This is a genomic window from Marinobacterium maritimum (assembly GCF_039523155.1).
Lineage (GTDB): Bacteria > Pseudomonadota > Gammaproteobacteria > Pseudomonadales > Balneatricaceae > Marinobacterium > Marinobacterium maritimum.
In genome coordinates, this window is sequence record NZ_BAAAET010000004.1 from 182,508 (window position 1) to 203,246 (window position 20,739).

16 protein-coding genes are annotated in these 20,739 nt (G+C 62.6%); 9 read left to right on the top strand and 7 right to left on the bottom strand.

Annotated elements, in window-relative coordinates; translation table 11 throughout:
• Positions 1-18: 18 nt before the first annotated feature.
• Positions 19-1,002, bottom strand: a complete 984-nt coding sequence (locus ABD013_RS15565; protein WP_343807954.1) for a TRAP transporter substrate-binding protein — start codon at positions 1,000-1,002, stop codon at positions 19-21.
• 392 nt (positions 1,003-1,394) lie between these two features.
• Between ABD013_RS15565 and ABD013_RS15570 the strand changes: the two genes are divergently transcribed.
• A complete protein-coding gene (locus tag ABD013_RS15570) occupies positions 1,395-3,002 on the top strand; it encodes a methyl-accepting chemotaxis protein (protein WP_343807957.1) in 1,608 nt (535 codons plus the stop codon).
• A gap of 83 nt (positions 3,003-3,085) precedes the next feature.
• On the opposite strand, the gene ABD013_RS15575 is transcribed toward ABD013_RS15570, so the two are convergent.
• Both ABD013_RS15575 and ABD013_RS15580 read right to left on the bottom strand, forming a co-directional pair.
• Positions 3,086-4,453 carry a sigma-54-dependent transcriptional regulator gene (locus ABD013_RS15575; RefSeq protein WP_343808048.1) on the bottom strand — a complete coding sequence of 456 codons (1,368 nt, stop codon included), beginning with the start codon at positions 4,451-4,453 and terminating at the stop codon, positions 3,086-3,088.
• On the bottom strand, positions 4,453-6,348 hold the full coding sequence (locus ABD013_RS15580) for an ATP-binding protein (RefSeq protein ID WP_343807960.1): 1,896 nt from the start codon (positions 6,346-6,348) through the stop codon (positions 4,453-4,455). Before ABD013_RS15580 ends, ABD013_RS15575 begins: the two co-directional genes overlap by 1 nt.
• Before the next feature lie 120 nt (positions 6,349-6,468).
• Between ABD013_RS15580 and pyk the strand changes: the two genes are divergently transcribed.
• The 3 genes from pyk to gshA all read left to right on the top strand — a co-directional run bounded on the left by pyk (position 6,469) and on the right by gshA (position 11,843).
• Positions 6,469-7,905: a pyruvate kinase gene (gene pyk / locus ABD013_RS15585; RefSeq protein WP_343807963.1), complete on the top strand. Its 1,437-nt coding sequence runs from the start codon at positions 6,469-6,471 to the stop codon at positions 7,903-7,905.
• A gap of 18 nt (positions 7,906-7,923) precedes the next feature.
• Positions 7,924-10,203: a Tex family protein gene (locus ABD013_RS15590; protein WP_343807966.1), complete on the top strand. Its 2,280-nt coding sequence runs from the start codon at positions 7,924-7,926 to the stop codon at positions 10,201-10,203.
• A gap of 68 nt (positions 10,204-10,271) precedes the next feature.
• Positions 10,272-11,843, top strand: coding sequence for a glutamate--cysteine ligase (gene gshA, locus ABD013_RS15595; RefSeq protein WP_343807969.1), 1,572 nt, complete (start codon positions 10,272-10,274; stop codon positions 11,841-11,843).
• A gap of 8 nt (positions 11,844-11,851) precedes the next feature.
• On the opposite strand, the gene ABD013_RS15600 is transcribed toward gshA, so the two are convergent.
• Positions 11,852-12,250, bottom strand: coding sequence for a flagellar basal body-associated FliL family protein (locus ABD013_RS15600; RefSeq protein ID WP_343807972.1), 399 nt, complete (start codon positions 12,248-12,250; stop codon positions 11,852-11,854).
• 135 nt (positions 12,251-12,385) lie between these two features.
• Here ABD013_RS15600 and rsd point away from each other — a divergent pair, with 135 nt between their 5' ends.
• On the top strand, positions 12,386-12,859 hold the full coding sequence (gene rsd, locus ABD013_RS15605) for a sigma D regulator (protein ID WP_343807975.1): 474 nt from the start codon (positions 12,386-12,388) through the stop codon (positions 12,857-12,859).
• Positions 12,856-13,842, top strand: coding sequence for a WD40 repeat domain-containing protein (locus ABD013_RS15610; RefSeq protein WP_343807978.1), 987 nt, complete (start codon positions 12,856-12,858; stop codon positions 13,840-13,842). Before rsd ends, ABD013_RS15610 begins: the two co-directional genes overlap by 4 nt.
• Positions 13,843-13,881: 39 nt before the next feature.
• Here the strand turns inward: ABD013_RS15610 and bamJ are convergent, their stop codons facing one another.
• On the bottom strand, positions 13,882-14,586 hold the full coding sequence (bamJ, locus tag ABD013_RS15615; protein WP_343807981.1) for a BamJ family beta-barrel-assembly machinery protein: 705 nt from the start codon (positions 14,584-14,586) through the stop codon (positions 13,882-13,884).
• 46 nt (positions 14,587-14,632) lie between these two features.
• A complete protein-coding gene (locus ABD013_RS15620; RefSeq protein WP_343807984.1) occupies positions 14,633-15,148 on the bottom strand; it encodes a TIGR02444 family protein in 516 nt (171 codons plus the stop codon).
• Positions 15,149-15,168: 20 nt separating this feature from the next.
• Between ABD013_RS15620 and ABD013_RS15625 the strand changes: the two genes are divergently transcribed.
• A complete protein-coding gene (locus ABD013_RS15625) occupies positions 15,169-17,106 on the top strand; it encodes an ATP-binding cassette domain-containing protein (protein ID WP_343807987.1) in 1,938 nt (645 codons plus the stop codon).
• A 1-nt stretch (position 17,107) separates the two neighbouring features.
• On the opposite strand, the gene ABD013_RS15630 is transcribed toward ABD013_RS15625, so the two are convergent.
• Complete coding sequence (locus ABD013_RS15630; RefSeq protein ID WP_343807990.1) at positions 17,108-18,418, bottom strand: HDOD domain-containing protein; 1,311 nt, start codon at positions 18,416-18,418, stop codon at positions 17,108-17,110.
• Between the two features lie 97 nt (positions 18,419-18,515).
• On the opposite strand from ABD013_RS15630, the gene ABD013_RS15635 reads away from it, so the two are divergent.
• Positions 18,516-19,001: an asparaginase domain-containing protein gene (locus ABD013_RS15635; RefSeq protein ID WP_343807993.1), complete on the top strand. Its 486-nt coding sequence runs from the start codon at positions 18,516-18,518 to the stop codon at positions 18,999-19,001.
• Entirely contained in the window at positions 18,998-20,734 is a 1,737-nt protein-coding gene (gene ggt / locus ABD013_RS15640; protein WP_343807996.1) for a gamma-glutamyltransferase, read from the top strand. The genes ABD013_RS15635 and ggt overlap by 4 nt, the downstream gene beginning before the upstream one ends.
• The last annotated feature ends 5 nt before the right edge of the window (positions 20,735-20,739 follow it).

Below are 20,739 nucleotides of genomic sequence, written 5' to 3' on the forward strand. Positions count from 1 at the left end.
ATCTCGATCAGAGCAGGATCAGTGGTTGGCCTGCAGGGCGGCGTCGATCAGCTCGGCACCGATCTCGCCCTCGAACTCTTTCCATACCGGCTTCATCGCGTCCACCCACTGCTGACGCTCTTCGGCGGTGATCTCGATCACTTCGGAACGACCGGAATCGATGATCGCCTGACGATCCTTGGCCGCCTGCTCGCCGGAGATGGTATTGCCGTAGGCGATGGATTCGTCCAGCGCCTTTTTCAGCTCGGCACGGACATCTTCATCCAGACCGTTCCAGAATTCGGCAGAGGTGACGACCAGGTAGTCCAGCACACCGTGGTTGGTTTCTGTGATGTAGGGCTGAACCTCGTGGAACTTCTTCGAGTAGATGTTGGACCAGGGGTTTTCGGCACCGTCGATCGCCTTGGTCTGCAGCAGGGTGAACACTTCGGAGAACGGCTTCTTCAGCGGTACCGCATCCAGCGCCTCGAACTGGGACTGGAGCACGTCGGACGTCATGATGCGGAATTTCTTGCCGGCGGCATCCGCCGGTACACGCAGCGGATCATTGGCGGACAGCTGCTTCATGCCGTTATGCAGGTAACCCAGACCGACCAGGCCACGCTTGCGCAGGGAGTTCAGCAATTCCTGGCCCTGAGCGCTCTGCTGGAAACGGTCAACCGCCGTCATGTCTTCGAACAGGAACGGCAGATCAAAGATCTGCAGCGACTTGGTGTATTTCTGGAACTTGGACAGGGAAGGCGCGGCCATCTGCACATCACCGAGCAGCATCGCTTCCAGCACCTTGTTGTCGCCGAACAGCTGGGAGTTCGGGAATACTTTCACTTCCACCTTGTCACCGAGACGCTCAGCGACCAGGTCACGGAATTTCAACGCCATCTGGCCCTTCGGGGTGTTCTCGGCTACCACGTGGGCGAATTTCAGTTCGATCGGGGCCGCGCAGGCCATCTGGGCACCCAGTGCCAGAGCGATGGAGGTTACGGCTGCAGTCAGTAAACGCATGGGGTATCTCCTGGTGTTGCTGTTGTTATTAACAGTTGTTATTTGTCGGTCAGCCACTCCTCTTTTGGGGGACGGGAGCGGTCATGCATGAACACAGGAGCTATAAGCAAGCGTGGTGCCAGACTGAAAAAAGCCGCGTAAAAAATTGAAATATTATTTAAATATCAAGGTGATATAAAAGGATGACGGACCTTTCATCAAGGACAGGCCCGCACCGGAATCGGCGGTAAGCGACCCAAACTCCCGCGCAAAATGGGTGGATTTCCACCCATCTGACTGAAACACCGGCAATTGTGGCAGATCAGCGTTTTTTCACTTAGGATCTGTATACTGTCAGCGTCAGTTTTATCCGGCTTACCCAATTTCACCAGTCAAATGCGGGATGGAATACAGTGCAAAAAGGGCTTTCAATTCAACACAAGGTCAACCTGTCTCTGGTTGCTGTATTTCTGGTTATCCTGATCAGCTCGCTGACCACTATCTACCGTAGTGAAACCTCGCTGGTCGACCAGGTCGTCACCCGCAGCACTCTGGATGCCGCCGACTCCTATTTCGACAGCATCAACATGCTGATGCTCAGTGGTGCCATGGCCAACCGCAGCACCCTGCAGCAGAAGATTCTGTCCAACGACGCCATCACCGAAGCCCGTATCATCCGCGGAGAACAGATCACGGCCGTCTACGGCCCCGGCAGCGATGACTCCCACCCGATGGACGAGTATGACCGCCGCGCCATGCAGGGTGAGCACATCGTCGCCGAGCTGGATGATGACCAGGGCCACCGCCTGACCGTGGTCACGCCGATGAAGGCCCTGCCCAACTACAAGGGCACCAACTGCCTGCTCTGCCACCAGGTCAGCGAGGGCGAAGTCATCGGTGCCGTGCGCGTCACCTATTCGTTCGAGGCACTGGACAAGCAGATCAACCACAACCTGGTTAGCGTGGCCCTGATTGAGCTGGGCCTGTTCGTAGCGGGTATCATTCTGGTCAGCCTGCTGCTGCGCCGCATCGTGGTCACGCCGGTGAACCGCCTTGCCGACACCATCCACGCCATCGAGCGTGACAACAACCTGAACCTGCGCACTGATGTAACCTCAGGCGACGAGGTCGGCCAGATGTCCGCGGCATTCAACTCCATGCTCGACAACATTCATGACAGCATGAAACAGGTCAACCAGACCGTCGCCCGCCTGGCGGATTCCGGTAACCGCATCAGTCAGGTCGCCAGCGAATCGACCCAGGCCGTGCACCATCAGCAGATGCAGACCAGCTCCGTCGCCTCCGCCATGGAGCAGATGGAAGCCGCAACCCGCAGCGTCGCGGCCAGTGCCGAGAATACGGTCTCGGCCTCCGACATGGCACTGCAGGAAAGTACCGATGGCGCCGGCATCGCGCAGCAGGCGATCACGGCTATCGAGCAGCTGCAGCAGAACATTGAGCAGGCCACCGGTGTGATCGAGAAGCTGGACAGCCAAAGCCAGAACGTGGGTACGGTGCTGGAGGTGATCCAGAAGATCGCCGAGCAGACCAACCTGCTGGCGCTGAACGCAGCGATCGAGGCCGCCCGTGCCGGTGAGCAGGGACGTGGCTTTGCCGTGGTCGCTGACGAGGTCCGTACCCTGGCCAGCCGTACCCACAACTCCACCGAGGAGATCAACGCCATCATCGCGGCGCTTCAGGATGACGCCAAGGATGCGGTCAGGGTAATGACCCATGCACAGGAAGCGGCCGGCGCCGGCGTCGAGCAGGTACAGCGTTGTAACACGGCCCTGACCAACATCAACGAGGAGGTTCGGGTGATCAATGACCTGAACCACCAGGTAGCCAGCGCCGTGCGCGAGCAGAGCGAAATGGCCGGCAGCGTCGAGCACAGCGTCACCGAGATCAGCCGCAGCGCTGACGAGACCGCCGAGCGCTCCGAACACCTCAATCATGTCTCGGACGAGCTGGCCCAGCTGGCCCATCAGCTGGAGAAAATGGTCAACCGCTTCAAGCTCTGACCCCAGCTCAGGCACAAACGCACACCGCCCGGCTCTGTCCGGGCGGTGTGCGTTTGAGATCCGGCAAAGTGCCGCAGCGGCGGTTACTGCTTGTAGTCGTTCTTGTCCAGGCCGTACTTCTTCATCTTGTCGTACAGCGTCTTGCGCGGCAGGCCCAGACTGGCCAGGGTATCCTTGATCGAACCACCGTGGCGCCCCAGTTCGGTATGAATCAGCATCTTCTCGAATCGCTCCACCTGCTCCGACAGCGTCATCCCGTCCGTGCTTTCCGCTAGCGTGATCGGCCGGTTGTCGAAGTCAAAGGTGCAGCTCTCGCCCAGCAGCACATAACGTTCCGCCAGGTTACGCAGTTCACGCACGTTGCCGGGCCAATCATGTGTCATCAGGCTGTGCATGCGCTCGGCGGACAGCTGCGGAATCTCGCGGCCATACTGTGACGAGGCGATCAGGGCAAAGTGCTGGAACAGCAGCGGAATATCCTCGCGCCGCTTGCGCAGCGGCGGGATATCCAGCCGCACGACATTGAGCCGGTAGTACAGATCCTCACGAAAACGGCCGGCGGCCGCCTCCTGCTTCAGATCCACCTTGGTCGCCGCGATCACGCGCAGGTCCAGCGGAATGACATCATTGGAACCCAGCCGCTCAATCGCCCGCTCCTCCAGCACCCGCAGCAATTTGATCTGCAGCGCCATCGGCATGCTCTCGATCTCGTCCAGGAACAGGGTGCCGCCGTTGGCGTGCTCGAACTTGCCGATGCGCTGGGTCTTGGCATCGGTGAAGGCCCCCGCCTCATGACCGAACAGTTCACTCTCGATCAGGTTCTCCGGCACCGCGCCGCAGTTGATGGCGACAAAATTATGCTCGCGGCGCTTGCCATGTTCATGCAGGTAGCGCGCCAGCAGGTCCTTGCCACAACCCGTCTCGGCCTGGATCAGGATATCGGCTGGCATGTCAGCGACCGAACGGCTGAGTTGACGCAGGGCAACGATCGGCGGCGTGTTACCAATGATGCGCGGCCCGGGGGCACTCTGCGCGTCCAGTTCGTCACGCAGGCGGCGGTTCTCCAGCGTCAGGCTGCGCTTGTCCAGCGCTCGCCGTACCACATCCAGCAGCAACTCAGATGCAAAAGGCTTTTCAATAAAGTCGTAGGCCCCGTCGCGGATAGCGCTGACCGCCATGGAGATGTCACCGTGGCCGGTAATCAGGATCACCGGCAGGTCGGCATCGATCGCACGTACCTGGCGCATCAGCTCGAGCCCATCCATGCCGGGCAGGTTGATATCGGTCACCACGACACCGGGCCAGTCGGTGCCGATCAACCCCAGCGCCGGCTCCGCCTGTTCCAGAGTGGTCACCTCGTAACCGTCCAGCTCCAGCGTCTGCCCTGCCGCCATGCGGATATGATGCTCGTCATCAATCAGAATCACGGGTAAAGCTGCGGTATCGCTCATCATGCGTCCTCGTTCGGCGGCAGTTGCCCGGGCTGTTCCGGCTGCTTTGGGTCAGGCTGCGCGACGGCCGGCAGCTCCAGAGTAAAGACGGCGCCCCCACGGGGGTGGTTGGCGGCCGTCAGGGATCCGCCCAGATTCTCCATGATCCGGTGCGAAATCGACAGCCCCAGCCCCAGCCCCTGGCCACTGGACTTGGTGGTGTAGAAAGGCTCGAACACACGCTGCGGATCGTCAACGGCGATCCCAGGCCCCGAATCGTGCACTGACAACCGCACGCGCCCTTCTCGCCGTTCCAGCGTCACTTCAATCCGTTTTTCATCGCTCGACTCCATCGCCTGCAGCGCATTCGCCAGCAGATTCACCAGCACCTGCTCCAGCCGCAGGGTATCGCCCAGCACGAAAACCTGCTCCAGATGAGGCGGCCAGATCAATTCGACCCCCTTCTGGTCGAGCCGACCATACATGATCGACATGGCACCGTCGCGCACCGCCTTGAGCGAGGTCGGACAGGGCTGACCGCTGCTCTGGCGTGAAAACTCCTTCAGCGGATGGATAATCTTGGCCATGCGTTCAGTCAGGCCAGCAATCTCCTGCAGGTTGGTTTCGGCCCGTTCCGGCTTGCCCAGGCGCAGGAAAGCCGCCGCATTGTCGGCATAGTTGCGGATCGCGGTCAGCGGCTGGTTCAGTTCATGGTTGATCCCGGCCGCCATCTGTCCCAGCACGGCCAGCTTGGCCGTCTGGATCAGCTCGTTCTGGGTACTGCGGTGCTGCGCCATCTCATCGAGCAGCCGGGCATTGGTGCTGCTGAGGTCGGCGGTACGTTCAGCCACCCGGGTTTCCAGTGCATCACGGGCGTTCTGCAACTCTTGCACGTATTGCTGCCGCTCACGCACCATGCGCCAGCGCGCCTGCAGGAATAGTACCAGCAGCACCAGTGCCAGGTAGATGCAGCCGGCCAGCACTACCGCCTGGAGCACCGACTCCTGTACCGGCTTCAGTCGGGCCATCACCGAGACCTTTAGCCCGGTCTCGGGCACCGGCCGCTGCAGCAGCAGGTATTCGCGGGTCATCACCCCGTCGAGCGCACCATTACTGATCCGCTCCCCTTCCAGCAGGGTAATCAGCTGGGCATGGTCATTGAAGGTTTCACGCTTGACCACCTGCAGCGCCGACAGCGGATGGTCCAGATAGCGCAGGCTGGCAAGAATGCGCTGCAGATCGGCCCGGGGCAGGGCTCTGAGCGCATGGAATTTCCACTCGGGGCGGGTGGAGATGACGATGATACCGTCTTCATCAGTGACGGCGATATCCTGCAGCGGATCGTTCCAGTCCTGCTCGATCTCATGCAGATCGATCTTGACCACCACCACGCCAATCACCCGATCCTCATCATGAACCGGCCAGGAGAAATAATAGCCGCGCTTGCGCGAGGTCGTTCCCAGCGCAAAGTAGCGACCGGCATGGCCGGCCAGCGCATCCTGAAAGTAGGGCCGGAAGCTGAAGTCGAGGCCAACAAAACTGTTCGGTTTGTACCAGTTGCTCGCCGCTACGGTGATACCGGCGGCATTCATCAGGTAGCTGTCGGCAGCGCCGATGATCGCGTTGACCTGCTGCAGATACTCGTTGGTGCGCTGTACCTGAGCCGCATCGGTCGCCTTCAGCGCCTGACGCAGGCTGGAGTGGGTTGCCAGCAGCCGAGGCAGATCCTTATAACGGTCAAGTTTCTGCTGTACGCTCAGGGCGTAACGTGCCAGGTCCGCCTCTGCCCGCTGCTGCAGTTCCGACAGGGCCTGCTGACGACTCAGAAAGGCGGTCTGCATCAGCACCAGCAGAAACATGATGCTGACCAGCAGCAGGGTCAGTGGGCGATAGCGACGCGCGCGACCGGTTTTCATGGCCAAACCTGTTCGACGCCAGCCGAAACACTGTTTAAACCGGCTGTAACTTGAAAAAAACCTTCTGCAGCCATACTTTAGTCGTAACCACGACCCTCCAACGACATGAGATCCGAATCGATGCTTAAGCGTACCAAAATTGTAGCTACCCTGGGTCCCTCAACCGACGCCCCCGGTACTCTGGACGCGCTCATCCGCGCCGGCGTCAACACCGTGCGGCTGAACTTTTCCCATGGCAGCTCCGCCGACCACCGTCGCAGGGTCGAAGCGGTCCGCGAAGCCTGTCGTCGCACCGGCGAGTCCGTCGCTCTGCTGGGAGACCTCCAGGGCCCCAAGATTCGCATCTCCCGTTTCAAGAATGGTCCGATCCAGCTGGCCATCGGTGACCGTTTCACTCTGGATGCCGCCATGGACGAAACCGCCGGTGACCAGAACGCCGTCAGCGTCGATTACAAGGCGCTGCCTCAGGACTGTGAGCCGGGTGACATCCTGTTGCTGGACGATGGCCGTGTACAGCTGAAAGTGCTGCAGATCGATGGCAGCCGCATCGAGACCGAAGTGACCGTGGGTGGCCCGTTGTCCAACAACAAGGGCATCAACCGTCAGGGCGGCGGCCTTAGCGCGGCGGCACTGACCGACAAGGACAAGCACGACATCAAGGTCGCCGCCGAGCTGGAAATGGATTACGTTGCCGTCTCCTTCCCGCGTACCGCCGACGACCTGAACACCGCTCGCAGCCTGCTGGAGGCCGCCGGCAGCCGCGCCGAGATCATCGCCAAGGTCGAGCGTGCCGAGACCGTGGCCACCCCGGAAGCACTGGACGAGATCATCAACGCCTGTGACGGTGTCATGGTGGCCCGTGGCGACCTGGGCGTAGAGATCGGTGATGCCGAACTGATCGGCGTGCAGAAGCACATCATCAAGCGTGCGCGCCAGCTTAACCGCGTGGTGATTACCGCTACCCAGATGATGGAAACCATGATCCAGAACCCGATGCCGACCCGTGCCGAGGTATTCGACGTGGCCAACGCCATCCTCGACGGCACCGATGCGGTGATGCTGTCCGCCGAAACCGCCGCCGGCAACTACCCGGTAGAGGTGGTTGAGGCGATGACCCGCATCTGCCAGGGCGCCGAAAAGCATCAGCTGTCACGCCCGGCCCCGGTAGCACCGGATCATCTCTGCACCCGCACCGACGAGGCGATCGCTCGCGCCGCCATGTACACCGCCAACGGCGTGGAGAACATCAAGGCGATCATCTGCCTGACCGAATCCGGCTCCACGCCGCTGTGGATGTCGCGTATCCGCTCCGGCATCCCGATCTTCGCCATGACCCGCAACCACCGCACCATGCGCCGCATGGCGCTGTATCGCGGTGTGATGCCGATGTTTTTCGACGCCACCGCCGTGGCCGAATCCCGCCTCAACGACGAAATCCTGGCCGGACTGGAAGCCCGTGACCTGCTGACCAGCGGTGATCGCGTTATCTTGACCCGCGGGGCCAGCATCGGCGAGCATGGCGGTACCAACTCCCTGCAGATCCTGCAGGTGCCCTGAGTCCTGAACCGAGCCGCCATGTCGATTGAACAGCAACTGGCGACCGAGCTGAGCATCAAGCCGGCTCAGGTCGCCGCCACCCTCGCCCTGCTGGACCAGGGTGCCACCCTTCCCTTTATCGCCCGTTACCGCAAGGAGCAGACCGGTGCGCTGGATGATACCCAGCTGCGCCAGCTGCACGAGCGACTGGGCCAGCTGCGTGAGCTGGAGAGCCGCCGCGATTCGATCCTCGGCCGCCTGCGCGAACAGAACCAGCTGACACCGGAACTGGAACAGGCGCTGAACGCCGCCGACAGCCGCGCGCGACTGGAAGACCTCTACCTGCCCTACCGCCCCAAGCGGCGCAACAAGGCGCAGGAAGCCCGGGAAGCGGGACTGGAGCCGCTGGCGCAGGACGCCTTGCAGAACGGCACCCTGCCCCAGGACAAACTGGAGCAGTTTCTCAACCCGGACGCCGGTTTTGCCGACCAGGATGCGGTGGCCGAAGGGGTGCGCCAGATCCTGCTGGAAACCCTGAGCGAAGATGCCGACCTGACTGGCGAGCTTCGCCAGCGTCTCTGGCAACAGGGTGAGTTCCAGGTCCGCGCCGCTCGCGGCAAGGCCGACCCGGACAGCAAGTTCCGTGACTATTTCGACTACGCCGAGCCCGTCGCCCGCGTCCCCTCGCATCGGGCGCTGGCCGTGCTGCGTGGTGTTGCAGAAGGCGTGCTCAAGGCCAGCCTGCAGCTGCCGGACAGCCTCGATGGCTGGCCGGAAGAGCAGATGGCCCGACGTCACCAGCTGCGCGCCGCTCAGCTGGACAGCTGGATGCAGCAAACGCTGCAGCAGGCCTGGCAGAAAAAACTGCGCCCCTCGCTGGAAACCGAGCTGATCAAGCGTCTGCGCGAACAGGCCGATCAATCGGCCATTGAGGTGTTCGCCCGTAACCTGAACGATCTGTTGCTGGCCGCACCGGCCGGCGCCAAAACCACCATCGGCCTGGATCCGGGCCTGCGTACCGGCGTCAAGGTGGCAGTAATCGACGCCACCGGCAAGCTGGTCGACTACACCACCATCTACCCGCACGCACCGCAAAAGCAATGGGACAAGTCACTGCATACGCTGACCACGCTGGCGAAAAAACATGGCGCCGAGCTGATCGCGGTCGGCAACGGCACCGCCTCGCGTGAAACCGAACAGCTGGCGCAGGCCGTGTGCAAGGCGGTGCCCCAAGCCATTCAGGCGGTGCTGGTCAACGAGGCCGGTGCGTCGGTTTACTCCGCCTCCGAACTCGCCGCCGCCGAATTCCCCGATATCGATGTCACCATTCGCGGTGCCGTGTCCATCGCCCGCCGTCTGCAGGACCCGCTGGCGGAGCTGGTCAAGATCGATCCCAAGTCGATCGGTGTCGGCCAGTACCAGCATGACGTCGACCAGAACCGCCTTGGTGAGTCCCTCGACGGCGTCATCGAACAGTGCGTGAACCATGTCGGTGTCGACGTAAACACCGCCTCGGCCGCTCTGCTCAGCCATGTCGCCGGTCTCAACCGCACCACCGCCGAGAACATTGTTGCCTGGCGCGACGAGCACGGCGCGCTGCGCAACCGACGCCAGCTGCTCAAGGTGCCGCGGCTGGGGCCCAAGGCGTTTGAACAGTGCGCCGGTTTCCTGCGCATCCGCGACGGCGAGGAACCGCTGGACAACTCGGCGGTCCACCCGGAGAGCTACCCGCTGGCCCAGGCGATCGCCGCCAGCTGCGGTTTGAAGCTGCAGGCACTGCTGCAGCAGAGCGACAAACTGAAACAGGTGAATCCGAGTCAGCTGGAAGCTCAGGGCTACGGCAGCTATACCGTGCGCGACGTGCTCAGCGAACTGGAAAAACCGGGCCGTGACCCGCGGCCGGAATTTCGCTCGGTGCAGTATGCCGAGGGCGTGGAAACGCTGAAGGACCTGCAACCCGGCATGGAGCTTGAGGGCGTGGTCACCAACGTCACCCACTTTGGTGCCTTCGTCGATATCGGCGTGCATCAGGATGGCCTGGTGCATATCTCCCAGCTGGCCGACCGTTTCGTCAGTGACCCCCATGCGGTGGTCAGCAGTGGTCAGATCGTCAAGGTCCGGGTACTGGAGGTGGATGAGGCGCGCAAGCGTATCTCGCTGACGATGAAATCGGAGACCCGTGCCGCTCCCACTGCACCGGCGGGCAACCCCCGCTCGGAGCGCCCTCGCCCGACCCAACAGCGCCCGGAGCCGGCGCCAGTGAAAGGCTCGCTGGCCGACAAGCTGCAGGCCGCCGGTCTGGGCCGGAAGAAACGCTGACGGGTCCGGCATGACACCGGGCCCGCAAAGCGCTGTATAATGCGCCCCCTACAGGCTTAACCACAGGAATGACAACGGTGCTGGCTACTCTGGAACACCAACTCGAACGCCTGGCCCATGCGGGCCATGCCGCTCTGCTCACTCAGACCCGCCAGGGGATCGAGAAGGAAGGCCTGCGTGTCATGCCTGATGCCCACATTGCCCAGACGCCGCACCCCCGCGGCCTGGGTTCGGCACTGACTCACGAGTTCATCACCACTGATTACTCCGAGGCGTTGCTGGAGTTCATCACCCCGGTACATGACACCCCGGCCGAGGCGCTGGCGTTTCTGACCCAGCTGCACGCCTTCACCTATGGCCAGCTTGGCGAAGAGCAACTCTGGTGCGCCAGCATGCCCTGCGAGATCCCGTCCGAGGATGCCATTCCGATCGCCGAGTACGGCAGCTCCAATGTGGGCCGGCTCAAGCATGTCTACCGTCAGGGGCTGAAATATCGCTACGGCAAGATGATGCAGACGATTGCCGGCATCCACTACAACTTCTCGCTGCCGGAGGCCTTCTGGCCCGCCTGGCAGCAGCTTGAGGGCAACAGCGAAAGCCTGCAGGCATTCCGCTCCGCCGGCTATTTCCGTCTGATCCGCAACTTCCGCCGTTACGGCTGGCTGTTGCTGTATCTGTTCGGCGCTTCACCGGCGCTGTCCGCCTCGTTCATGGCCGGACGCAGCCACAACCTGGAACAGCTCGATCCCGACACCCTGTTCCTGCCCTATGCCACCTCGCTGCGCATGAGCGACCTGGGTTACTCCAACAAGGCACAGGCCGACCTGCAGATCTGTTTCAACCATCTCGACAGCTACGCCGACTCCCTGCACCGGGCGATCCATACCTCGCACCCGGCCTATGAACAGATCGGCGTACTGGTAGACGAGCACTATCGCCAGCTCAACACCAACGTGCTGCAGATCGAAAACGAATACTACAGCGACGTGCGTCCGAAACGGGTGACCGAGTCCGGCGAGAAGCCGGTGCATGCGCTGATGCATCGCGGCGTCGAGTATGTCGAGGTGCGCAACACCGATATCAACCCGCTGCTGCCGCTGGGTATCGATACTGAACAGGCGCAGTTCCTCAACGCCTTCCTGATCACCTGCCTGCTGGGCCAGGCCGATGACCTGGATGAACGCGAATGTGCGCTGGTGGCGGAAAACCACGCCCGCATCGTCAACCGCGGTCGTGAGCCGGGCCTGCTGCTGCACAGTCGTCGCGGCGAGCTGCCCCGGGAGCAACTGGCTAATGAGATTCTGGACAAGGTAGCGCAAACCGCTGCCCTGCTGGATGACGTGGCGGGCGGTGACGCCCATCGCCGTGCGGTCGCTGCCCAGCGTGACAAGGTCGCAGCCCCCGAGCTGACACCCTCAGCCCAGGTACTGGAAGCCCTGCGCAGCAGCGGCCTGAGTCACAGCGAATGGGTGCTGGAGATGAGCCGTCAACACCGCAGCAGCACCGAGCCGCTGCTGGCCAGCGAGACGGCGAGCCGACTGCAGCAGGCCGCCCAGGACTCTCTTGGCCAGCAGGCCGAGCTGGAAGCGGCACCGGCTCCGGCCTTTGCCGATTTCCTCGCCGACTACGTCGCCGGCTGAGTTCACACTTACTGGGTCACGAAGCTGGTGAAGAAGAGGTCGGAAACCTGGGTCTGCCCGGTCTCTTCCTTCAGCAGCTGCTGCACCGCGTGTAGCGCCTGCTCGGCCAGCACCTGCTGGGCCGCCACACTGCCCACCTGATCCTCTTCCACCGCCGAGAACAGGAACACCAGATCATTGCGGATATGCGCCATATGCGCATTGACGGCATGGTGAGCGTCCGGGGTTTCCACCTGAATGGTCACCTCGGCCTTGAGGAAACGCACCTTGCCCGGCCCGCCAAAGTTGGTCACGAAGGGCTTGAGTTCGATGTAGTTGATGTAGTCTTCCGCCGTTTTCTCAGCCTGCACCGGCAGGCTCAACAGCGCGGCCAGCAGGGCCAGGCACAGCCCCAGATTTCGCCACATGGCATTTTCTCCGTTTGTCCGTAAGCACCCAGTATACCCCTGTGCGAGGGCTCTTCTCCACGCCTGCGGTGGGTGTATTGCACCCTCCCGGGGCTGGCAGTAGTATGGAGTCAACCAACGTCGGAGGGACAGATCATGCTCGAGAAGTGTCGCAACGCCAAAGAACGCTGGGGCGGTGTCAGTACGATCATCGACCACTGGCTGGAGGAGCGGCAGCAGCTGATCTCCACCTTTGTCTCCATCCCGGCCCAGGAAGCCGGCGCACCGCTGAACAGCTCAGTGGGCGAGTTCTGCGACCTGCTGATGGACTATCTTTCCTCGGGTCATTTCGAGGTCTACGAGCAACTGCTGCGTGAAGGCAGTGAATTCGCCGACGGCAGCCTTGAGCAGGCCCAGCAGCTGTTCCCGCTGATCCAGCCCTCGACCGACCAGGCACTGGATTTCAACGATGCCTACGGCAGCCTCGATACCCCCACACTGCAGCAACTCTGCCAGCTGTCACGGGATCTGTCCGATCTGGGTGAAACGTTGGAAGAGCGCTTTGCCCTGGAAGATCAACTGATCGAAATTTTGCACAACGCACACAAGGACCTGGTAGACGCGTCGTGATCCCTCTGCGCCACGTTTCCCTGCTGCTGGCAGGATTGCTGCTCGCCGGTTGCGGCAGCAGCGCCGACTCCGCTTCCGAATCCCTGGCCCTGACCGAGCAGAGCGGCGCCTACAGCGCCGACCTGTCGCCCGGTGGCCAGCATGCCCTGGTCGGCGCCGTCACGCATGGCGGCAGCCTCTGGGACCTGTCGCAGCGCGCCCGCCGGTATGACTGGAATCACCAGCCGCGCACCTTCAGTGTGCTGTCCGCCGTCGATTTCTCGCCCGAGGGACGTTACGCTCTGACGGCCAACCCTCAGGATCTGGTACTGTGGAACGTTGAAACCGGCGCTTCCGAGGGATTCTGGAGCTCACCGGGTGAAATTCTGGATGCCGAGTTGTCCACACAGGGCAACTATGCCCTGCTGGGGCTGGGCAACTTCGAAGCGGTGTACTTCGATATCCGTCAGGGCGGCGTCCGCACCAGCCTGCGCCATTCCGCGCGGGTACGCAGTGTTGCCCTGAGTAGCGATGAACGCTTTGCCCTGACTGGGGCCGATGACCGCATCGCTCGCTTCTGGGACCTGGAAAACGCCACTGAACTGCAGCGCATGGAGCTGGGTAATACCGTGGATACGGTGGCGCTGTCACCCAACGGTCGCCTGGCGTTCAGCTCGGGCAGCCTGGATCAGGCACTGGTGTGGCACACCGACAGCGGCGAGGAGCTGTTCAGTCTCAGTGGCGACGAAAGCCTGTTCCCGCGCCGGCTCAGCTATCTGAGCGCCCGCTTCTCCGCCAACAGCGACCAATTGCTGACCGGACGAGCCGATGGCACCGTTGAGCTCTGGGATCTGAACCGCCAGCAGGTGCTGCGGCGCTGGAAGCTGGACAAGCGTGCCGCCTACGGGCCGACCAGTACCGGGGTGATTGCCGTGGCGTTTGGCCAGGACGGCAACAGCTGGCTGGCCGTCGGTTCCAACGGCATGGTCAACTGGCTGCGCTAGAGGAAAATGCCTGCCACCGGCCGGTGGCAGGCGGAGACATTACTCTTTCTCTTCGGACGGATTGACTTCGAGCAGCTCGACCTCGAACACCAGCGTCTCGTTGGGGCCAATCGCATTGCCCATACCGCCCGGACCGTAGGCCAGTTCAGCCGGAATCACCAGACGGCTCTTGCCACCTTCCTTCATCAGCTGCAAACCTTCTGTCCAGCCGGGAATAACACCGTTCAGCGGGAAGGAAACCGGTTCGTTGCGGGCATAGGAGCTGTCGAACTCGGTACCGTCGATCAGTTCACCGCGGTAATGTACCTTGACCGTATCCTCGGCGCTCGGGCTCTCGCCCTTGCCGGCGGTCAGCTCTTCATACTGCAGCCCGGACTCGGTGGTTTTCACACCATCCTTCTTGCCGTTGTCGGCCATGTAGGCCTGGCCCTTATCCAGATTGTCCTGAGCCAGCTTGGCCATCGCCTGACGCTGTTCTTCCATCTTGCGGGTCTGGAATGCCTGCATCACCTCGGCCACCTGCTGCTGGTCAAGCAACGGGGTTTCATCCTTGTAGATCGCTTCAACCCCACTGGTAAAAGCATCGATATCCAGCTCGTCGATGTCCGCCTGCAGGCGTTCGCCCAGGATCAGGCCAAGGCTGTAGCTCAGTTTCTGCTGTTCCGTTTCCAGTGCTTCGGCCTGAGCGCCCGCGCTGGCCACCAGGGCGCCACTCAGGGCGATGGCAAGCATGCTTTTCTTCATATCATCTTATCCTTCGTTCGCGTTATTCAGCGTACACAGTGAGTGATTAGTGTTCGTGTCCGGAGGAAAGTTCAGCCTCCTCCACCGACAGTTCGGTTGCCGCCCGTGCCAGATGCCGCAGACAGGTTTCGTCCAGAGCATGTCCGGTCAACTGACGATAGCTGATCAGGTTGGCCAGGATCAATGCCTCGGGATCACAGGAAGCATCGCTGCACCACAGGGCAGACGCCTGCCACAGTTGCATCAGCTCGACCTGCTCCGCCGCCAGCTCCGCCTGACGCAGAGCGTGGTAACAGGCCTCGACCTCAGGCTGTTGAGCCCGCAGCGCCCGGACCCGGTAGCGGATCTGGCGCAGCGGTTCCGTAATTGCCCGCCGCCAGTCCGTATCCAGTACTTGCCAGCGATCAGTGTCAAGCGCAATGCCGCGATGCCCCAGCCAGCAGGCCAGCAGCAGCCGGTTGACCGCCGCTCCCTGCCCCTGAAGCTCCAGGCAAGATGTCTCCACCCCGGGAGATGCATAAAGTGCCAGCGCATAGCGCCAGAGAGGATTGTCCAAGGCCATGCTGTGGTAATATCCCCGCCATGATTCAGATACAGAACCTTAGCTTACATCGCGGCCCGCAGCAGTTGCTAGCCGAGGCCAACCTGACCCTGCATGCCGGCTGGAAAGTGGGTATTGTCGGCGCCAACGGCGTCGGCAAGTCTTCGCTGTTCAAGCTGCTGCTGGGCGAGCTGCACCCGGATGCCGGCGAGCTGCAGCTGCCCGGCCAGCTGCGCATCGCCCACATGGCCCAGGAGGTCAGCGCCAGCACGCGCAGTGCGCTCGATTACGTTATCGACGGCGATCACCGCCTGCGGGCCATACAGGCCGATCTGGCGACCGCTGAAGCACAGCATCAGGATGGCCGTATCGGCGAGCTGCATGCTGCGTTGGAAGCGATGGATGGTTACCGGGCCGAATCCCGCGCCCATCAGCTGCTGGCCGGCCTGGGCTTCGCCCCCGGCGATGCCGAACGACCGGTGAGCAGTTTCTCCGGTGGCTGGCGCATCCGCCTCAATCTGGCGCAGGCACTGATGTGCCCGTCCGACCTGCTGCTGCTCGACGAACCCACCAACCACCTGGATCTGGATGCCACCATCTGGCTGGAGCAGTGGCTGCGTCAGTACCCGGGTACCCTGCTGCTGATCTCCCATGACCGCGACTTTCTCGATAACGTGGTCAGCCATATCGTGCACCAGGCACACCAGGAACTGACCCTGTACAAGGGCAACTACACCGCCTTCGAGCGCCTGCGCGCCGAGAAACTGTCCCAGCAGCAGGCCGCATTCGAGAAGCAGCAGTCCCGTATCGAGCAGATCGAGCAGTTCGTACGCCGCTTCAAAGCCAAGGCCTCCAAGGCCAAACAGGCGCAGAGCCGCCTGAAAGAGCTGGAGCGGATGGAGCAGATCGCCCCGGCCCATGTGGACTCGCCGTTCACCTTCCGCTTCGACGCCAGCGACAAGCTGTCCTCGCCGCTGCTGACCCTCAGTGACGCCGATCTCGGCTACCCGGATCGCAGCATCCTGCGCCAGCAGTCGCTGACCTTGATCCCCGGCGCCCGCATCGGCCTGCTTGGCGCCAACGGCGCCGGCAAGTCCACGCTGATCAAGACCCTGGTCGGCGACCTGGCACTGCAGGCCGGCGAGCGCCACGAAGGCGAACACCTGCGCATCGGCTACTTCGCCCAGCATCAGCTTGAAGCACTGGACATGCAGGCCTCGCCACTGCTGCACCTGCAGCGGATCAGCCCCAAGGCCACGGACCAGGAGCTGCGCAACTTCCTCGGCAGCTTCGGCTTCCTCGGCGACGATGCGCTGGATCCGGTGGGACGTTTTTCCGGCGGCGAGAAGGCCCGTGTGGCGCTGGCGCTGATCGCCTGGCAGAAACCCAACCTGCTGCTGCTCGACGAACCGACCAACCACCTGGACCTGGAAGTGCGTCATGCCCTGACGCTGGCGCTGCAGGGCTTTGAGGGCGCGCTGATTCTGGTGTCCCACGACCGCCATCTGCTGCGCAACACCGTCGACCAGTTCCTGCTGGTCCACGACGGCGAGATCAGCGAGTTCAACGGCGACCTGGACGACTACCACCAGTGGCTGGCGCAACAGCGCCGGGAAGAGCAGAAACGCGATGCAAACAGCTCCGATGCCGGTGCTGCGGATGCGCCCCGCTCGCTCAGCGCCGCCGAGCGCAAGGAGCAGAAACGTCTGGAAGCCGAACAGCGCGCCAAGCTGCGTCCGCTGAAGCAGGCCGTCAGCAAGCTGGAACAGCAGATGGATAAGCTGTCATCCGGCCTGGACGAGATCGAGACGGCCTTGGCCGATACCGGCCTGTATACGGATGAACGCAAGGAGGAGCTGAAGCAGTTGCTGCAGCGTCAGACCGAGCACAAGCGCCAGCTCGAGGACACCGAAGCCAACTGGCTGGAGCAACAGGAAGCACTGGAGGCTCTGGAGCAGAGCCTGGCCAGCGCCGACTGAGTCAGTTACGGGCGTCGAACAGCCTGGAAATCTGCGCCAGGCTGTCCGCCTGCGCCTTGACCTCATCCACCGCCTGACGCACCTGATCCGGCGCCAATTGCAACTGCTCCAGCAGACTGGCCGGCACCTCCACCCGAGGACCGTCGCTGAGCCCTTCGGCGCGCAGCAGGCGGCTGGCCAGAAACAGCAACTGAGCATAGACCTGATGCTCACCGGCCTCTTCCGGTACCTGCTGGCAGCGTACCGCCATGGACACCTCGTCCGGCAGCTTCCAGCTTTCCAGCAACCAGCCACCGATCTGCTCACGGGTCACATGCAGTACTTCCTGCTCGACCTGCTGTTGTTCCAGATGCGGATTGGCCTCGATATAGCGTGACAGGCGCGAGAAATAGGGCGGGAACAGGTGGCCCAGTACCAGATAGCCAAAGTTGTGCAGCAAGCCCGCCAGATAGGCCAGACCGGGCCTGGGCCGCTCGTCCAGCTGCGCCTTGGCGGCCAGTTTTTCGCACAGCGTCGCGGTGAAAATCGCCTGATCCCAGTGGTAGATTGAGCCGCGGGGAATATCCTCGGGCAACTGCAGCACCTTGCCCATGGCCACACCCAGCGCCAGGTTAATCACCAGGTCAAACCCCAGCACCCGGATCACCGCATCTTCGATTGAGCGCACCTTGCCCGGCGCCGCATAATAGGGCGAAGAGGCCCAGCCCATCACCTGCGCGGACAGACTTGGATCGCGCTTGACCACCGGCACCAGGTCATCGACCCCGGCATCGGGATTGGAGCGCAGCCGCACGATGCTGTGCATGCTCTCGGACAGACCCGGCAGGCCCAGCAGGTCCTCAAGACGCTGCTGTACGCGCAGGCCGGTGAAACGCTCAACAGCACGATTGATCACCTGAGTATCACTGAGGCCGACCGACTCCTGCGGTGTCTGGGCCGGCAGGGCGAAACTGCCGATCTGCACCCGTTCGTGTGCCGGAGGCTGAGCCAGTGCAAACTGCCAGCCCGAATGCGGCTCCCTGCATTGCCAGTCAGCCTCAGGACACTGTTCATCCACCAGCAGCGGCAGTGACAACAGCTGCTCCAGTCCGGACTCACTCCGCAGTGCCGGCTGACTGAAAAAACGCTGGGCATCTTCGGCCTTCACCGGCTGCAGTTCACGCCCGGCCAGCTGACACAGGCGCCCCAGGTCCAGCAGGGCGGCCGCCGGCAACAGCGCCAGCACCTTGCCTTCACGATCATGCAGCAGCACCGGACGGACCGGTGTCGTACTGCTTTCAGTCAACGGCTGAACAGGAACTCCGATAGGCAAGGTTTTCTCTCCCATAAGGCGATTGGGTTAAGCTGTAATGACACCACGCTTGGATTACTGTATCCAAGCCTATCCCAAACAGGAAGTTCACACAGCTATGCAGATCAAAATTCTGACCGCAGGCGGCACCATCGACAAGGTCTACTATGATGCTTTGAGCGAATACAGCATCGGCGACCCCATGGCTGAGGAGCTGATGCAGATGGCCGCTGTCAGCTGCGAATACCGGGTCCGCAGCGTCCTGCGCAAGGACAGTCTGGACATGGACGATGCCGACCGGGACGCACTGCGTGCCGCCGTGGCCGAAGACGACTGCCGTCATATCGTCATCACCCACGGCACCGATACGCTGGTACAGACCGCCATGGCGCTGCAGAGCTTCACCGATCGCACCATCGTACTGACCGGTGCCATGCAGCCGGCCCGCTTTCGTGACAGCGATGCGGCCTTCAACCTGGGTGGTGCCGTGGCCCTGGCTCAGGCCATGCCCCATGGCGTATACATCTACATGAACGGGCGCGTGCTTCATCCGGAACGCACGGTGAAAAATCGCGCCGCCGGCACTTTCGAGGAGCACCCATGACCCGATTCTGGTGGCTGCTGTCGCTGCTGCTGATCCTGACCCCGGTCCATGCGGTCAACGAATCGCTGGCGCCGGAAAGTGCCACCGGCTGGCAGCGCCGTGATCCCGTTGTCGTCGACCAGGCACTGGTAGTCAGTGCTCACCCGCTGGCAACCCGAGCCGGCCTTGCCATGCTCGATAACAAGGGCAGCGCACTGGATGCCGCCATCGCCGTACAGGCGATGCTGACGCTGGTGGAACCCCAATCTTCCGGTATCGGTGGTGGCGCCTTTCTGCTCTATTGGGACGCCAGGCGCCAGCAACTGTTCGCCTATGACGGCCGCGAGACCGCGCCAGCGGCTGCAACACCCGATCTTTTTCTGAACGACGACGGCAGCCCCATGCCCTGGCAACAGGCGCTGGTGGGTGGCCGCTCGGTCGGTACGCCAGGCGTGCTTCGCATGCTTGAGCTGGCCCACCACCGCCACGGCCAACTGCCCTGGCAGCAGGTGTTCGGCCCGGCCATTCAACAGGCACGGGAAGGCTTCCGCGTGACGCCCCGCCTGCACAAGCTGATCGCCGATGGCATCAATCCAGGCCTGGTGCGCTACCCGGAAGCGCGCAGTTATTTCTTTACTGCCGAAGGTGAGCCGCTGCCGGTGGGTACACGGCTGCGTAACCCGGCGCTGGCAGACTCGCTGACCCTGATCGCCGAACAGGGCGCCGATGCCTTTTACCGGGGCCCGCTGGCAGAACAGATAGTCGCGGCGGTACGAGCCGCCGGGGATAATCCCGGCCGCCTGCAGGCGCAGGATCTGGCCGACTATCAGCCTCGTGAGCGCGCACCTCTGTGTCGTCCCTACCGTGAGTACAGGGTCTGCGGCTTCCCGCCGCCTACCTCGGGCGGCACCACCCTGCTGCAGATACTGGGCCTGATGGCCACCCAGGAGCTGCATATCGGCACACTGCCGGACCTGGTATTCAGCCACCGGCTGACCCAGGCCAGCCGACTGGCCTATGCCGACCGGGGCCGCTATCTGGCCGACAGCGACTTCGTCGAGGTCCCCGTTGATGCACTGCTGGCGCCCGACTACCTGCAACAGCGGGCAAGGCTGATCGACCCGGCACGGGATATGGGCCAGGCACAAGCTGGCGAACCCACCTCACTCAGGCGCAGCGATGACCAGGCGCCGGAGCGACCATCCACGAGCCATTTCGTGATCCGCGATGCCGAGGGCAACCTGGTGTCGATGACCACCAGCATCGAGATGGCGTTCGGCTCCACCCTGATGGCCGGCGGTTTCCTGCTTAACAACCAGCTGACCGACTTCTCCTTCCTGCCCGAGCAGGACGGCAAGCCGGTGGCCAACCGCATTGCGCCAGGCAAGCGGCCGCGCAGCTCCATGGCACCCGTGATCGTGTTTGATAAGGACAACCAGCCGCTCGCCGCGTTGGGTTCTCCAGGCGGCAGCCGCATCATCAACTACGTGGCCCAAAGCCTGCTGCTGATGCTGCATACCGACCTGTCGCTGCAGGAAATCCTGCATCAGGGACATGTCAGCAACCGCAACGGCGTGACCGAGCTGGAGCAGGACACGAGCGCCGAGCAGCTGCTGTTCGAGCTGCAGGACAGGGGACACAGCGTGAAGATCCGGGAGTTGAACAGCGGTATTCACGCACTGCGCCGACGCGGCGATGGCCGTTGGGAGGCAGGGGTCGATCCGCGTAGAGAAGGGCTGGCACTGGGGCGCTGAGCAGC

Coding starts and splice junctions, on each gene's coding strand:
- ABD013_RS15565 (WP_343807954.1), bottom strand. CDS start 1,002: ATGCGTTTACTGACTGCAGCCGTAACCTCCATCGCTCTGGCACTGGGT.
- ABD013_RS15575 (WP_343808048.1), bottom strand. CDS start 4,453: ATGAGCGATACCGCAGCTTTACCCGTGATTCTGATTGATGACGAGCAT.
- ABD013_RS15580 (WP_343807960.1), bottom strand. CDS start 6,348: ATGAAAACCGGTCGCGCGCGTCGCTATCGCCCACTGACCCTGCTGCTG.
- pyk (WP_343807963.1), top strand. CDS start 6,469: ATGCTTAAGCGTACCAAAATTGTAGCTACCCTGGGTCCCTCAACCGAC.
- ABD013_RS15590 (WP_343807966.1), top strand. CDS start 7,924: ATGTCGATTGAACAGCAACTGGCGACCGAGCTGAGCATCAAGCCGGCT.
- gshA (WP_343807969.1), top strand. CDS start 10,272: ATGACAACGGTGCTGGCTACTCTGGAACACCAACTCGAACGCCTGGCC.
- ABD013_RS15600 (WP_343807972.1), bottom strand. CDS start 12,250: ATGTGGCGAAATCTGGGGCTGTGCCTGGCCCTGCTGGCCGCGCTGTTG.
- rsd (WP_343807975.1), top strand. CDS start 12,386: ATGCTCGAGAAGTGTCGCAACGCCAAAGAACGCTGGGGCGGTGTCAGT.
- bamJ (WP_343807981.1), bottom strand. CDS start 14,586: ATGAAGAAAAGCATGCTTGCCATCGCCCTGAGTGGCGCCCTGGTGGCC.
- ABD013_RS15620 (WP_343807984.1), bottom strand. CDS start 15,148: ATGGCCTTGGACAATCCTCTCTGGCGCTATGCGCTGGCACTTTATGCA.
- ABD013_RS15625 (WP_343807987.1), top strand. CDS start 15,169: ATGATTCAGATACAGAACCTTAGCTTACATCGCGGCCCGCAGCAGTTG.
- ABD013_RS15635 (WP_343807993.1), top strand. CDS start 18,516: ATGCAGATCAAAATTCTGACCGCAGGCGGCACCATCGACAAGGTCTAC.
- ggt (WP_343807996.1), top strand. CDS start 18,998: ATGACCCGATTCTGGTGGCTGCTGTCGCTGCTGCTGATCCTGACCCCG.